Consider the following 14,366-nt stretch of genomic DNA (forward strand, 5'->3'; position numbering starts at 1 on the left):
TTGGGGCCGATCAAGCCGAGGATCTGGCCCTTGTGCATGTCGAAGGACACGCCGTTGAGCGCGATGATGCCGCCGAAGGCCACCGTCACATCTCGAACCGAGAGTAACGCCTCTTGATCCTTCATTTGACTCGCTTGAATCATGCACTTCCCCACACGCCGATCCACCGGCTCTTTCTTCAAACCGGGAGACCTTCAGGCTTCAGCAATCCAGCGAGCCGCCCACCAATCGTAACTTTGGCATCGGCAACGATTCGCTCGATCAGGTGCTTGCAAGTGGGTACGTCGTGAATCAGCCCCTGCACCTGCCCGGCCCAGATCAGCCCGGCATCGAGATCCCCCGTCTCAAGCGCAACGCGCCCCTTCGCCCCTGCGACCAATGGCCGGACATCGTCGAACGCGGCGTCGGGCACGCTTGAGATCGCAACGACATTGTCGGACACGCTATTCTTGGCCACGCGCCCCGTATTCCGAAACTTTCGGAAAATGAGGTTCGTTGCCCGCTCGTCGTTCTCAACCAGAAACTGCTTCACCGCTTCGTGTATCGGAGCCTCAACCGTCGCGCAGAAGCGCGTGCCCATATTGATTCCGTCAGCTCCAAGGGCCAGCGCAGCAGCGAGGCCGCGACCATCGCCGAAGCCACCACTGGCCAGCATCGGAATGGAAATTTTGTCTGCCGCAGCGGGGATCAATACGAGGCCAGGTACGTCGTCCTCACCGGGATGCCCGGCACACTCAAAGCCGTCGATCGATACGACGTCGACTCCCATTTTCTCGGCAGATATGGCGTGCCGAACCGACGTGCATTTGTGAATGACGATGACGCCATGGGACTTGAACTCCTCCACATGCTCTTGTGGCCGGGCACCAGCCGTCTCGACCACCTTGATCCCGCTTTCGATGATGGCCTTGCGATACTCGGCGTAAGGCGGAGGTGTCACCGAGGGCAGTATCGTAAGGTTGACCCCGAAAGGCTTATCGGTCAGCGACCGGCAGCGTTCGATCTCCCGCCGCAGATCATCCGGCGTCGGCTGAGTCAAGGCCGTGATGACACCCAACCCGCCGGCGTTGGAAACTGCGCTGGCGAGCTCTGCGCGCCCGACCCACATCATGCCGCCCTGCATGACCGGGTGACGGACGCCGACAAGCTCCGTGAAGCGGGTTTGGAAGGTCATCCCAAAGCCTCGACAATCGTGACGTTGGCGATGCCTCCGCCCTCACACATCGTCTGAAGCCCGTATCGCTTGCCTCGAGCCCTCAGAGCATGGACCAGAGTCGAAAGGAGCTTGGTACCCGAGGCTCCGAGCGGATGACCGAGTGCAATCGCGCCGCCATTGACATTGAGCTTTGCGGGATCGGCCTCGATCGCCTGAAGCCAGGCCAGCGGCACCGGTGCGAAAGCCTCGTTGACCTCGTAGAGGTCAATATCGCCGATCTTCATTCCGGCCTTTGCAAGGGCCCGACGGGTTGCGTTGATCGGCTCTTCAAGCATGATGACGGGGTCGCCGGCGGTCACCGTGAGGCCAACGATGCGCGCGATCGGCTTCAGATTATAGTCCTTGAGGGCCTTTTCGCTGACGACCAGTGCAGCCGAGGCGCCGTCGCAGATTTGGCTCGCGTTGGCGGCACTGACGACGCCATTCTCCTTCAGAAGCTTGACCGAGCCGATCGACTCCAGCGAAGCGTCGAATCGAATTCCTTCATCGACGATGTGCTCTCCCCCTTCGATCTTGAGCGGAACGATCTCGCTCTTGAAGGCTCCGGATTTCGTTGCCTCTGCCGCGCGCCGGTGGCTTTCGAGAGCGAACCGGTCCAAGGTCAGCCGATCAAACCCGTATTTCCTTGCGATCATCTCGGCACCCTCGAACTGGCTGAAGGATTCCACGCCGAACCGCTTCTGAATGCGGTCGCTGATCGGGCCGGTCCCAATGCCCTCCTTCTGATGCAACGAAATGTTCGAGAACATCGGCACGCGCGTCATGCTTTCCGCGCCGGCGGCTATCACCACATCCTGAGTGCCCGACATCACCGCTTGCGCAGCGAACTGCACCGCCTGCTGCGAGCTGCCGCATTGCCGATCGATCGTCACGGCCGGAACGGATTCCGGGAGCTTGGAGGCAAGCACCGCATTCCGCCCGAAGGCGAACGCCTGCTCGCCGGCCTGTGTCACGCAACCCAGGATCACGTCCTCGACGGCGGCCGGGTCGATCCCCGACCGATCGACGACCGCGTTGAGTGTTTCGGCAGCCATGTTGGCCGGATGCCAGCCGGAAAGTTTGCCGTTACGCCTGCCGCCAGCTGTCCGTACCACCTCAACGAGATAAGCTTCTGCCATAGCCTGATCCTTTCATCCGTTTGAATTGCGACGAGCGGCGAATGCCGCAACACGACGGCGCGACTCGTCCGAGCCGCCCAGCTCGGCGATGCTCCACATCTCCAACTCGAGTTGCTCCTCCAACGTGCTTTCATAGCTTTCGACCAAGAGACGGCGTGCTGCGCCGAGCGCCGCCACCGGTTCTGCCACAAGTTTCGCGGCAATTTCGGTGCCGGCAGCAAGCAGCTGCTCGCCATCGACAATACGCGTAACGAGTCCTATTCGCTCCGCTTCGTCGCTCGGTACGCGTCGATTAGACAAGATGATCTCCTGTGCTCGCCTAAGGCCGACCACGCGCGGTAGCAGCCAGCTCATTCCTCCGTCAGGACTGAGGCCTAAGGCGGTATAGGCGGCGCAAAAGTGCGCTGACCGCGCCGCTAACGCAAAGTCGCCGATCATTGCGAGGCTCATGCCTGCTCCGGCTGCAGGTCCGTTCACAAGCGTAATCAGCGGTTTCCGCATATACATAAGGCGCACAATCGCCGCGTGAAGCGTTCCCGCCAAATCCTCCAGGAATGCCGACACGTTGTCGCCAGCCGCGGCGAACGCACTGACATCACCGCCTGCGCAAAACAGCTTTCCGCGCCCCGTCAGGATGACGCATCGGATATCATCATCTTCGTCGCAACGTTCGGCGGCCTGCAGGAGAGCGCGGGCCATCGCCGGATCAATCGCGTTTCCGTGTTCCGGACGTGCCAACGTCAAGGTTGCGACTTTTTCGTCGCAAGAGAATTCGACCGGAGCACTCATGTTAGATTCTCCAACGCGCGAATAGCCAGCTTCGCCAGTTCCGGAAAGCTCTTTCCGCGCTCGATGGCCTGCGTCGACGACGCTGTCCCGCGCAGCGCGCGACCGGCTATGCCGTGCATGATCGCCGCAAGCCGAAAGAAGTTGAAAGCAACGTAGAACTGCCAGTCTGCAATCGCCTCTCGGCCGGTCGCGCGGCAGTACCTGTCGATGTATTCGGCTTCTCTCGGAATATTGAGAGCGGCCAGATCTGCTCCCGCTAGGCCAGCAACTATGTGCGGAGGCATTCGATACATGATTGCGTGGTAAGCGAAGTCGGCGAGCGGATGTCCGAGGGTCGAAAGCTCCCAGTCGAGCACGGCGATCACCCGCGGCTCGCTCGGATGAAAGATCAGATTGTCGCAACGGAAGTCGCCATGCACGATGGAGGCCTCGTCACCCGCCGGAATCCTTCCCGGAAGCTCGCTGACAAGGCGATCCATGTTGGCATCGCGCCCGGCCTGTGGATCTTCCTGATACTGGCGCGACCACCGGCTGATCTGCCGCTCAAAGTAGCTGCCCGGCTTGCCGTAGTCGCCCAGGCTGATCGAGGTCGGGTCAACCGAGTGGAGTTGCGCGATGACGTCGCACATGGCGTTGAAGTAGGAAGGTCGTTCTTCTCTGCTAACTCCGGGGAAAGTCGCGTCCCAGAAGATGCGGCCCTCCACCAGCTGCATCACATAGAATTCGCTTCCGATGACGGACGTGTCGGCGCAATAGCCGTAAATGCGTGCCACAGGAAACCCGACCTGCGACAGCGCGCGCTGGACGCGCGCCTCGCGATCGACGGCGTGCGCTCCGGCTACCAATGGGCCCGGTGGTTTGCGCCGGAGCACGTAGACGCCGTCTGCGGATTGAAGACGGTAAGTCGGGTTCGACTGACCTCCCTTGAATTTGGAGACGTTGAGCGGCCCTCGAAACCCCTCGACATTGGCCGCCATCCAGCGCGCCAAGGCACCCTCGTCAAGACGATGGGCGTCAGAGGGTTCCGCCAATCCGGAGTTGGCGGTATCGTCGAGCGCGCTCACGGGTTTGCCTTCTGCCAGTCGCGCTTGATCTTTTTCGCAAGTGACCATTTGTGCACCTCGGTGGGACCGTCGTAGATGCGGAATGCACGAACCTCACGAAACACCTGCTCGACGATGGTTTCGTTGGTCACGCCCGATCCGCCCATGACCTGCACGCAACGATCGGCGACACGCATGAGCGCCTCGCTGACCGCAACCTTCGCCATGGAGCTCTCGTTTGTTCCGAGCGATCCCGTGTCCAGGACACTCGCGCACCAGGAGATCATCAACTCGGCCTGCTTGAGGTCGATCAGGTTGTCGGCCAACATGAAGCCAACTCCTTCATGATCGATGAGCGTCTTGCCGAACGCCTGCCGACGGTTGGCGTACCTAGTCGCGATCTCGTTCGCGCGAATGCAGGCGCCCAGCCAGCGCATGCAATGCGACAACCTGGCCGGCGAAAGGCGGATCTGCGCGTACCTGAAGCCCTCACCCGGGTGTCCGAGCATTTGATCGGCCGGGATGCGCAGATTCCGGATGGTCAGGACGGCGTGCCCGCCTGGCATCGAACTGTCGATCGTGTTGGGCACATGATCGATGGTGATTGCCGGATCAGGCAAATCGACGAGGAACATGCAGGCGCCCTCCTCGGCCTTTGCCATAACGATGCCGACCTTGGCTCCGCGGGCACCTGTGATGAACGCCTTGCGTCCGTTCACGACCCACTGATTGCCGTCCCGGCGACAGATCGTGGTCATCATCGATGGGTCGGAGCCTGCTCCCCCTTCTTCGGCCGGTTCGGTCATGAAGAAGGCGGACCGAGCGCGTCCCTCGACCAGCGGCTTGAGAAAGCGTTCCTTGATCTCCGGCGAGCCAATTTTACCCAGAAGGTACATGTTGCCTTCGTCGGGAGCCGCCGTGTTGCACGCGAGCGGCCCAAGCGGCGATAGACCCGTCTTGGCCAGAACGATAGCGGTTTCGCCCTGCGAGAGGTGTGAACCATCTGCCAGGATGTGCGGCGTCAAGACGCCTGCAGCCCGCGCCAGCTCGCGCAGGTCGGTGACCAACTCGTCCTTTGGGCAATCGTGATGATCACGGCGAGGATCGCGCTCGAACGGGACAACGACGTCCCGAACGAAGCGCTCGACGCGATCCGCGATCTCTTGAGTACGCTCCGCGCCGACCCCGCTCATTTCGGTGCCATCCGGATTGCGCCGTCGAGGCGGATTGTTTCGCCGTTGAGCATCGGATTGACGACAATGGACTCGACCATTTGAGCAAATTCGGACGGCTGACCGAGCCTGCTTGGAAATGGAACCTGCTTGCCGAGCGACTTCTGCGCCTCTTCCGGAAGCGACATCAGCAGCGGCGTAAGGAAGATGCCCGGCGCGATCGTCATCACCCGAATGCCGTAACGCGCAAATTCACGAGCAAGGGGCAGCGTCATGCCGACGATTCCACCCTTTGATGCTGAATAGGCCGCTTGGCCGATCTGGCCATCGTATGCAGCCACACTGGCCGTGTTGACGATGACGCCTCGCTCCTCACCAACAGTCTCGGCCATATGAAGACGGGCGGCAAACTTCGATAGCACGTTGAAGCTACCGATCAGATTGATGTTGATGGTCCTGGCGAAGTCGCGCAGCGGCAGCGCCTTGCCGTCTCGACCGATGGCTTTGCCGGGCGGTCCGAGGCCGGCGCAGTTGACCAGGATCCGCGCCTTACCGTGCATGAGCTCTGCTGACTCGAGCGCCTGCTCGACACCGTCTTCGTCAGTCACGTCAACCTTGATGAAGTGCCCGCCGATGGACTTGGCGTGCGCCTCGCCCAGCTCTGCATTGAGGTCCAGGATGGTGACCTTCGCACCGGCGGCCGCCAGGCGCTCCGCTGCGGCGCCTCCGAGGCCAGACGCCCCGCCAGTCACAACCGCCGCCGTTCCCTTGATTTGCATGATTGTCCTTTGTCCTTTCCGATTCAGATTTCGATGGCCATTGCCGTCGCTTCGCCGCCACCAATGCAGAGGCTGGCCACACCGCGCTTGAGGCCCCGCGCCTTAAGCGCGGCCAGTAACGTGACGATGATTCGGGCGCCACTTGCGCCGATGGGATGGCCGAGGGCGGTCGCACCGCCGTTGACGTTGAGTTTCTCGGCCGGAATGTCGAGCTCGCGCGCAGCGATCATCGCCACAACGGCGAATGCTTCGTTGATCTCGTAGAGATCGACGTCCGAAGCGGACCACCCCGCTTTGGCCAGCGCCTTCTGAATTGCCGGCGCGGGAGCAGTCGTAAAGAGAGCCGGCGCCTGAGCGTGCGCCGCGTGTGCGCGGATCGTGGCGGCGATCGGAAGGCCCAGCCTATCGGCAATGCTTCGGCGGGTCATCACGAGAGCTGCGGCTCCATCAGAGATGGACGATGCGTTGGCAGGGGTGATCGTGCCGTCAGCTGCGAACGCCGGCTTCAGCAGAGATATCTTTTCGGGCTTCGCCTTTCCTGGCTGCTCGTCCGTGCCCACGACCGATCCATCTTTGGCGGCCGCCGGCATAGCGGCGATCTCGTCGGCAAATGCGCCGCTGGCGATCGCAGCCCGAGCGCGATCCAAGGACCGGAGCGCATATGCGTCTTGCGCATCGCGACCAAACTGAAATTCGCGCGCAGCATCTTCCGCGAAGGCGCCCATGGCCTTACCTGGAGTATACGCATCCTCCAGTCCATCCATCATCATCGTGTCTACGACGCGGTCGTGCCCGATGCGCGCGCCACTACGATGCTTGGGCAGGGCATATGGTGCATTCGTCATGCTTTCCATGCCACCTGCAACGATAACGTCGGCAGAGCCGACGGCGAGCGCGTCATGGGCCAAGATCGCGGCTTGCATGCCCGAACCGCACATCTTGTTGACCGTGGTCGCCTGCGCGCTCAGTGGCAATCCCGCCCCCAACGCAACTTGTCGGGCGGGAGCTTGACCAAGCGCGGCCGGCAGCACGCACCCCATCACGACCTGATTGATGCGCTCCGCCTCGATGCCAGCACGCTCAACTGCCGCTTTCGTTGCCGCCGCACCGAGCTCGGTGGCCTTGAAGCGCGCGAGCGCGCCCTGAAAGGACCCGATAGGCGTGCGCGCGTAGCTCGCGATAACAACTGGGTCGGACATGGACGTGGAGACCTTCCGTTAGTTTCGAAACTAATCGTGAGCTGTCGCCTCTCGGGCGAGTTCGCGCGCGATGACCATTCGCTGGATGTCCGAGGTGCCTTCGTAGATCTGGCAGACGCGCACATCTCGGTAGATCTTGGCGACGGAGAAATCTTCCAGATAGCCGTAGCCACCGAACGTCTGGAGCGCACCGGAGACCACCGCCTCGGCGGTTTCGGATGCGACGAGCTTGGCCATCGAAGCTTCTTTCAGACACGGCAGGGCCGCGTCCTTCATTGCGGCCGCATGCAAAACCAGTTGATGCGCCGCCTCCAGGCGGGCGGCAAGATCCGCAAGCCGAAACCCGACGGCCTGATGCGAAAAGATTGGTGCGCCGAAGCTCTTGCGCTCGCCCGCATATCTTGCGGCCGCATCGAGCGCCGCGCGAGCCATTCCAATACATTGGGCAGCGATGCCGATGCGGCCAGCCTCCAGATTGGAGAGCGCGATCGAATAACCAGCGCCCTCCTGGCCAAGCCGCATCTCTCCTTCGACGTAAACGTCGTCGAACCGTAGAGCACACGTGTCTGACGCGGCCTGCCCTAGCTTGCTCTCGATCCTCTCGACGCTGTAACCTGGACTATCGGTGCGAACCAGAAAAGCTGTGATGCCGCGCTTGCCGGCGGAAGGATCGGTGACGGCGAACACGATCGCGAGTCCAGCCGTTCGACCGGACGAGATGAACTGCTTCGCGCCGTTGAGCTTGTAACCAGATCCTGCACGGGTCGCGCGCGTCCTCAACGCGGAAGCGTCAGAACCTGCCTCTGCCTCCGTAAGAGCGAATGCGCCGATCATTCGACCGGAAATGAGTGAAGGCAGAAAGCTTGCTCGCTGTGTCGGCGTGCCATCCTTAAGGAGGCCGGATACGATCAGACTGTTCTGGATGCTGAGGATAGTAGATAGCGCGCCGTCCGCCGCCGCGATTTCGATGAGCGATGCTGCGTAGGAGACGTAGTCCGCACCTGCTCCGCCCTCTTCTTCGGGTGCGATCATTCCCATGAGACCAAGACCCGCAAGCTCCTCAAAGAGTTCTGCTGGATATCCCTTGGCCTGTTCGAACTCGCGCGCGCGAGGAGCAATTCGCTCTTGGGCGAATTTACGCACCTCGTCGCGTATTGCCGCCTGCGTTTCATTGAGGATCACGACGCGCACTCCGCCGGATTTTCGCCGCAGATCACGCCGAAGCAACCCAATGGCAGCACCAAAGCAAGCCGCAGATGGAGTGACGAAATCATTGGTTTCATTGCTTTTTGCCGATTTTATCGGCTCCTCCCGTGCGAAACGATCTGCGCTTCTGGCTGGCGCTTAAAAGTGATATTGACGTCATATTACCGATTAGCTCGTCTCGTCAAGCCGAGTTCGCCTATCGTTTGCAAACAAGACCCTAGCTGGCGTTTAGACGGACGACAGGCCGTGGCCGTCTTGGGCCGAAATTCGAGGAATAGGCTCTAATGGCCGTGAGACGCCACATGGACATCGACGGGCGTCGCACCCGATCGATACAGGATTCGATGACTCAGAAAGGCGACGATCTTGCCGATCATCCCCACCGACAGCAGCGAGACAAGCTGCTCATGATTGTGTTTCGCTCATACCTCGTCGCGACGCAGAGCGGATAATGAGCCCCGCCTAAGGCGATACGTCAATTCGAAGCCTCAGGGCTTTCTTTGACCATCCCAAACACGCCTCGATACCAGACCTTTGCGCAGTGTGTGCCTATGTGCTGGGTCTCGGCATCACTCGGATCTTTCGGCGCGAGATCAAATTTCATGTAGGCAATCTGCTCCATCGTAGAACCGAGCACCTCAGCAGCCATTTCAGGATCAAGTTCACGACTTAGTTCGCCTAATCCTTGAAGCCGCATTAGCCAGGTGGTGGTTCGTCTCACGAAGCGACTTCGTTCCGAGACGTAAAGCGACAGGAAGGTGGCTTTCTCGCCGCGAGCAGCCGCCTCGCGCATAACGCGCAACAATTTACGATGCTGTGCATAGATCTTGAGATAAGCGATGGTGTTTTCAATGAATTCCGCTTCGGTCGCTTTCAATGAGCGGCCGATCCTACGCTTGCTTGCAACGTAGATCTCGTCGATCAGTGGCCGAAGCACGGCCAGCAGAATCTCATCCTTATTCCGAAAGTGCCGATAGAAGTTGCCGTAGGATGTGCGAGCAATCTTGACGATATCCTCGACCCTGGTTGCCTCGTACCCCTTACGCGCGAAGACGCGCGCCGAGGCATCAAGGAGCCGCTGGCGCATCGCAGCGCCCTTCGCCGTGGCGGGGGCCAAGGGCTCCAACGCAGAATCACCGATGTCCAGCATTTGCGACCTTTAGCATCGGGTCCGCTTGACCGCCAGCCTACAATCAGTAATGTGACATCAATATCAGTTCTTGTTCAAGCCTGAACTGTAAGCAATTCAATGGGCGGAGAAGCAGTCGGGGGCGCGGCGGTTGCCTGGCCCTTGGGCCAAAGCCGGCGAAGCCAGCCTAGCTGGCATCTCGACCTTGGCGGGCGCAAGAACCCCGATCCGGGCCAATTCGCTCCAAATCGTAACTCCGCCTCTTGAGGGGTGGTATCCAGGGAGTGCTCATGTATCCGGGGACCCACGCGCTTACAAATCCGGACCGCCCGGCCCTCATCATGACCGCCACTGGCGAGGTCGTGACCTACGGGGACTTGGAGGATCGTTCACGGCGCATCGCGAACTGGCTGTCCGACGCAGGCCTGCGCGTCGGCGACGTGGTTGGCCTACTTTCAGACAACAGCTCTTGGGTATTCGAGATCTATTGGGCCACTCAACGATCTGGCTTGTACCTGATGCCGATAAACTACCGGCTGAGCGCCAGCGAAGTCGACTACATGCTCGAAAACTCTGGTGCTGCCGCGTTGTTCGTTGGTCGAGGCGCTGTTGAGACGGTCTCCAGGCTTGGCGCGCATCCAAAGCTGAAGCGACGGGTTTGTCTCCACGAAGAGTTGGCGGGTTACGATTCGTACAATCAAATACTGAAATCAGCTCGGACTGACGCGCCGTCGTCTCAGCCTCGTGGCGCCGATATGTTGTACTCTTCCGGTACGACCGGTCGGCCAAAGGGCGTGAAACACGCGTTGCCGCAGCGAGACGTTTCAGAAGCGGGCGACACAATGGTCCAGATGTTCTCATCGAGTTTCGGCTTCGATGAAAACACCATCTATCTGTCTCCTGCGCCTCTCTATCACGCGGCACCGCTTCGCACATGCGCCACCGTCCAGGCATTAGGCGGTACCGCACTCGTCATGGACAAGTTCGACGCCGAAGCAGCTTTGGCCGCCGTGCAGGACTACAAGGTGACCCACAGCCAGTGGGTGCCTACCATGTTTGTTCGGATGCTCAAGCTGCCTGAATCCGTCAGACATCAATACGACGTCAGCAGCCTGAAGGTCGCTATCCACTCGGCCGCACCCTGCCCCGCTGAGATCAAGCAAGAAATGATCCAATGGTGGGGTCCGATCCTGTGGGAGTACTATTCCTCTACCGAAATGAACGGCATGACCGTGATTGGATCGGAGGAGTGGTTGAAGAAACCCGGTTCTGTCGGTCGCGCCGTGCTTGGAAAGATTCACATCTGTGATGAGGAAGGAAATGAGCTTCCGGCCGGTGAGACCGGAGTCATCTATTTCGAACGCGAAAAGATGCCTTTCATCTACCATGACGAGCCGGAGAAGACACAAGCCGCCCAACATCCCGCGCATCCATATTGGACCGCTGTTGGCGACATCGGACGCGTCGATGCGGATGGCAACCTCTTTTTGACCGACCGCAAGGCCTTCATGATCATCTCGGGCGGGGTTAACATCTATCCTCAAGAGATCGAGAACGTTCTGGTGGTTCATCCTTCTATCGCAGACGTGGCCGTTATCGGCATTCCCGATCCGGATATGGGTGAACAGGTAAAGGCCGTCGTTCAACTAACTCCCGGCATCGAAGATAGCGACAGCTTGGCGCAAGAAATCATCGCCTTCGTGAAGGCCCGGGTTGCGAGCTACAAGGCGCCGCGCAGCGTCGATTTCGTACCTGAAGTGCCGCGCTCACAGACGGGCAAGCTCATGAAGCAGGAGTTGCGTAAGCGATACTGGCCAGAGAAAACCGCCTGACGGCCAACGCCGCCGCGATGCATCGCTCCGCAGACTGCTCTGTATGAGGTACAGGTTGAGAAAGACCGATGTAACGTGCTCAGAGTGTGGCGCTGGGTTTCAGCGCGTCGAATTGTGGTCGCAGCCAGGGGAGAAAGGGGAATATCGCTGCCCGGGCTGTAACAGTACTTTAGAGGTTTTCGACGGCACGAAGTGTATCGGTTACCGCCTCACTATTGAACCGTGTATTAGACCAGTGCGCGATTGAGACCGCATCATTTTTCGGCCTCTTTGCCACAAAGTGTCATCTATTGAGCCTTTTGCAGACATGAGCATTTGGCCAAATGTCCGGTCCCGTCGATGTCGTGGCGAGACGCCTAGTGGGACGCTCTCGTCCATCTCAGCATTTTCGGCGACCGACTTTGCCCTTTGCAGGATGAGGTCTCGCTTTTGCCAATTCGTCGCGTCGAAGGCACAATTCTTCGATCTTCGCCAGCATTGTCTTTACAGCAGCCTCTGCCGAGTCGACGTGTATCCCAGCGCGCTGAAGACGGGCGATTTCCCTGCGATGTCGCCCAACCTGAAGACGCATGCGGTCTATCTCGTGACGGATCAATTCAAGAGTTGGCACGATGCTTATTCTACTGCTGAGAACCGGAATCGAAACGGAACCCCAATGTGCGGCTGTTTCACAGGCCGTCTCGGGAGCTAGGCCGCTACGCCGCGGCATCATGCCCAAGCCGGGCGTTCAGCTTGCGGATCAGCTCCTCGGCCGCGTCTGCAATCACGGTGCCCGGCGGGAAGATCGCCTCGGCACCGGCCGCGTAGAGCGCGTCGTAATCCTGCGGCGGCACCACGCCACCGACGATGATCATGATGTCGTCGCGGGCCTGCTTCTTCAGCGTGGCCTTCAATTCCGGCACGGCGGTGAGATGCGCCGCGGCGAGCGAGGAGACGCCGAGGATGTGGACGTCGTTCTCGACCGCCTGGCGCGCCGCCTCGTCCGCGGTCGCAAACAGCGGCCCGATGTCGACGTCGAAGCCGATATCGGCAAAGGCCGATGCGATCACCTTCTGGCCGCGATCGTGGCCGTCCTGGCCGATCTTTGCGACCAGGATGCGCGGACGGCGGCCTTCGGCCTCCTCGAAGGCGTCGATCAGCGCCTGAACCTTCTCGACCTGGTTGCCCATGCTGGACGCCTCCCGCTTGTAGACGCCGGTGATGGATCTGATCTCGGCGCGGTGGCGGCCGAACACCTTTTCCATCGCGTCCGAGATTTCGCCGACGGTCGCTTTCGCCCGCGCCGCGTCGATGGCGAGCGCGAGCAAATTGCCATTGCCTTCGCCGGCCGAACGCGTCAGCGCCGCGAGCGCAGCATCGACGTCCTTCTGGTTGCGCTCGGATTTCAGCCGCGTCAGCTTGTCGATCTGGAGGCGCCGGACATTGGTGTTGTCGACCTTCAGGATCTCGATGCTGTCCTCGTCGGTCGGCTTATACTTGTTGACGCCGATCACCGCCTGCTTGCCGGCATCGATGCGTGCCTGGGTCTTGGCAGAGGCCTCCTCGATGCGCAGTTTTGGTACGCCGGCTTCGATGGCTTTCGCCATGCCGCCAAGCTCCTCGACCTCCTGGATGTGGCCCCACGCCTTCGCCGCGAGGTCGCGCGTGAGCCGCTCGACATAATACGAGCCGCCCCAGGGATCGATGATGCGGGTGGTGCCGCTTTCCTGCTGCAGGAACAGCTGGGTGTTGCGGGCGATGCGCGCGGAGAAATCGGTCGGGAGCGCCAAGGCTTCGTCGAGCGCGTTGGTGTGCAGCGACTGGGTGTGGCCTTGGGTCGCCGCCATCGCCTCCACCGTCGTGCGCATCACATTGTTGAAGACGTCCTGCGCGGTCAGCGACCAACCCGAAGTCTGCGAATGCGTGCGCAGCGACAGCGAGCGCGGGTCTTTCGGATTGAACGGCTTCAGCAGCTTCGCCCACAGCAGGCGCGCGGCGCGCAGCTTGGCGACCTCCATGAAGAAGTTCATGCCGATCGCCCAGAAGAACGACAGCCGCGGCGCGAAGCGGTCGACGTCCAGGCCCGCGGCAAGACCGGCGCGCAGATATTCGACGCCGTCGGCAAGCGTATAGGCGAGCTCGAGGTCCTGCGTCGCGCCGGCTTCCTGCATGTGATAGCCGGAGATCGAGATCGAATTGTACTTCGGCATCTTTTGCGAGGTGTAGGCGAAGATGTCCGAGATGATCCGCATCGAGGGCGCAGGCGGATAGATATAGGTGTTGCGCACCATGAACTCTTTCAGAATGTCGTTCTGAATGGTGCCCGACAGCTTCTCCGGCGCGACGCCCTGTTCGCCGGCGGCTGCGACATAGAGCGCGAGGATCGGAAGCACCGCGCCGTTCATGGTCATGGACACGCTCATCTGGTCGAGCGGGATGCCCGCAAATAGCGTGCGCATGTCGTAGATGGAATCGATGGCGACACCGGCCATGCCGACGTCGCCACTGACGCGCGGATGATCTGAGTCATAGCCGCGATGGGTGGCAAGATCGAAGGCGACCGAGAGGCCCTTCTGTCCGGCCGCGAGATTGCGGCGGTAGAACGCGTTGGAATCCTCAGCCGTGGAGAAGCCGGCATATTGCCTGACGGTCCAGGGCTGGTTGACATACATCGTCGGGTAGGGGCCGCGCAGGAACGGCGCGATGCCCGGATAGGTCTCGAGGAAATCGAGCCCGGCGAGATCGGCCTCGCCATAGGCGGGTTTCACCAGGATCCCCTCAGGCGTCAGCCACGGCGCGGCGCTTCCGCCTGGCGCGGCGGTGGCGGCGCACTCAAAGGCGACGTCAGCGAAATCGGGAATGCAGCTCATGATTCCAACCAGACAAAGTGAGCACGGGATTGTT

11 protein-coding genes and 1 pseudogene are annotated in these 14,366 nt (G+C 60.7%); 1 reads left to right on the plus strand and 11 read right to left on the minus strand.

Annotated features, from left to right (window positions below):
• The 10 genes and pseudogenes from livG to RAD10_RS40485 form a co-directional block, all read right to left on the minus strand.
• Positions 1-143: pseudogene (gene livG, locus RAD10_RS40440) on the minus strand (high-affinity branched-chain amino acid ABC transporter ATP-binding protein LivG); the annotation flags it as partial.
• A 35-nt stretch (positions 144-178) separates the two neighbouring features.
• On the minus strand, positions 179-1,174 hold the full coding sequence (locus tag RAD10_RS40445; RefSeq protein ID WP_270162949.1) for an NAD(P)H-dependent flavin oxidoreductase: 996 nt from the start codon (positions 1,172-1,174) through the stop codon (positions 179-181).
• A complete protein-coding gene (locus tag RAD10_RS40450) occupies positions 1,171-2,334 on the minus strand; it encodes an acetyl-CoA C-acetyltransferase (RefSeq protein ID WP_270162950.1) in 1,164 nt (387 codons plus the stop codon). Before RAD10_RS40450 ends, RAD10_RS40445 begins: the two co-directional genes overlap by 4 nt.
• A gap of 12 nt (positions 2,335-2,346) precedes the next feature.
• Positions 2,347-3,123 carry an enoyl-CoA hydratase/isomerase family protein gene (locus tag RAD10_RS40455; protein WP_270162951.1) on the minus strand — a complete coding sequence of 259 codons (777 nt, stop codon included), beginning with the start codon at positions 3,121-3,123 and terminating at the stop codon, positions 2,347-2,349.
• Positions 3,120-4,187: a phosphotransferase gene (locus RAD10_RS40460; RefSeq protein ID WP_461621828.1), complete on the minus strand. Its 1,068-nt coding sequence runs from the start codon at positions 4,185-4,187 to the stop codon at positions 3,120-3,122. The genes RAD10_RS40455 and RAD10_RS40460 overlap by 4 nt, the downstream gene beginning before the upstream one ends.
• Positions 4,184-5,359 (minus strand): acyl-CoA dehydrogenase family protein, encoded by a 1,176-nt coding sequence (locus RAD10_RS40465; RefSeq protein ID WP_270162953.1) that lies wholly within the window; start codon positions 5,357-5,359, stop codon positions 4,184-4,186. Before RAD10_RS40465 ends, RAD10_RS40460 begins: the two co-directional genes overlap by 4 nt.
• Positions 5,356-6,117, minus strand: coding sequence for an SDR family NAD(P)-dependent oxidoreductase (locus RAD10_RS40470; protein WP_270162955.1), 762 nt, complete (start codon positions 6,115-6,117; stop codon positions 5,356-5,358). The genes RAD10_RS40465 and RAD10_RS40470 overlap by 4 nt, the downstream gene beginning before the upstream one ends.
• 23 nt (positions 6,118-6,140) lie before the next feature.
• Positions 6,141-7,316 (minus strand): acetyl-CoA C-acyltransferase, encoded by a 1,176-nt coding sequence (locus RAD10_RS40475; RefSeq protein ID WP_270162956.1) that lies wholly within the window; start codon positions 7,314-7,316, stop codon positions 6,141-6,143.
• 30 nt (positions 7,317-7,346) lie between these two features.
• The gene (locus RAD10_RS40480; protein WP_270162958.1) at positions 7,347-8,498 is read right to left on the minus strand and encodes an acyl-CoA dehydrogenase family protein; all 1,152 of its coding nucleotides are present in this window, start codon (positions 8,496-8,498) and stop codon (positions 7,347-7,349) included.
• Between the two features lie 499 nt (positions 8,499-8,997).
• Entirely contained in the window at positions 8,998-9,672 is a 675-nt protein-coding gene (locus RAD10_RS40485; protein WP_270162959.1) for a TetR/AcrR family transcriptional regulator, read from the minus strand.
• A 269-nt stretch (positions 9,673-9,941) separates the two neighbouring features.
• Between RAD10_RS40485 and RAD10_RS40490 the strand changes: the two genes are divergently transcribed.
• On the plus strand, positions 9,942-11,483 hold the full coding sequence (locus RAD10_RS40490; protein ID WP_270162960.1) for an acyl-CoA synthetase: 1,542 nt from the start codon (positions 9,942-9,944) through the stop codon (positions 11,481-11,483).
• Positions 11,484-12,178: 695 nt separating this feature from the next.
• Here the strand turns inward: RAD10_RS40490 and scpA are convergent.
• Positions 12,179-14,332 carry a methylmalonyl-CoA mutase gene (gene scpA, locus RAD10_RS40495; protein WP_270162962.1) on the minus strand — a complete coding sequence of 718 codons (2,154 nt, stop codon included), beginning with the start codon at positions 14,330-14,332 and terminating at the stop codon, positions 12,179-12,181.
• Positions 14,333-14,366: the final 34 nt, after the last annotated feature.

This window comes from Bradyrhizobium sp. 23AC, from assembly GCF_054863025.1.

Excerpts from the sequence above, each read along its gene's own strand:
- RAD10_RS40465 (WP_270162953.1), bottom strand. The coding sequence starts at position 5,359 with ATGAGCGGGGTCGGCGCGGAGCGTACTCAAGAGATCGCGGATCGCGTC.
- RAD10_RS40490 (WP_270162960.1), top strand. The coding sequence starts at position 9,942 with ATGTATCCGGGGACCCACGCGCTTACAAATCCGGACCGCCCGGCCCTC.
- scpA (WP_270162962.1), bottom strand. The coding sequence starts at position 14,332 with ATGAGCTGCATTCCCGATTTCGCTGACGTCGCCTTTGAGTGCGCCGCC.
- RAD10_RS40445 (WP_270162949.1), bottom strand. The coding sequence starts at position 1,174 with ATGACCTTCCAAACCCGCTTCACGGAGCTTGTCGGCGTCCGTCACCCG.
- RAD10_RS40475 (WP_270162956.1), bottom strand. The coding sequence starts at position 7,316 with ATGTCCGACCCAGTTGTTATCGCGAGCTACGCGCGCACGCCTATCGGG.
- RAD10_RS40485 (WP_270162959.1), bottom strand. The coding sequence starts at position 9,672 with ATGCTGGACATCGGTGATTCTGCGTTGGAGCCCTTGGCCCCCGCCACG.
- RAD10_RS40455 (WP_270162951.1), bottom strand. The coding sequence starts at position 3,123 with ATGAGTGCTCCGGTCGAATTCTCTTGCGACGAAAAAGTCGCAACCTTG.
- RAD10_RS40470 (WP_270162955.1), bottom strand. The coding sequence starts at position 6,117 with ATGCAAATCAAGGGAACGGCGGCGGTTGTGACTGGCGGGGCGTCTGGC.
- RAD10_RS40450 (WP_270162950.1), bottom strand. The coding sequence starts at position 2,334 with ATGGCAGAAGCTTATCTCGTTGAGGTGGTACGGACAGCTGGCGGCAGG.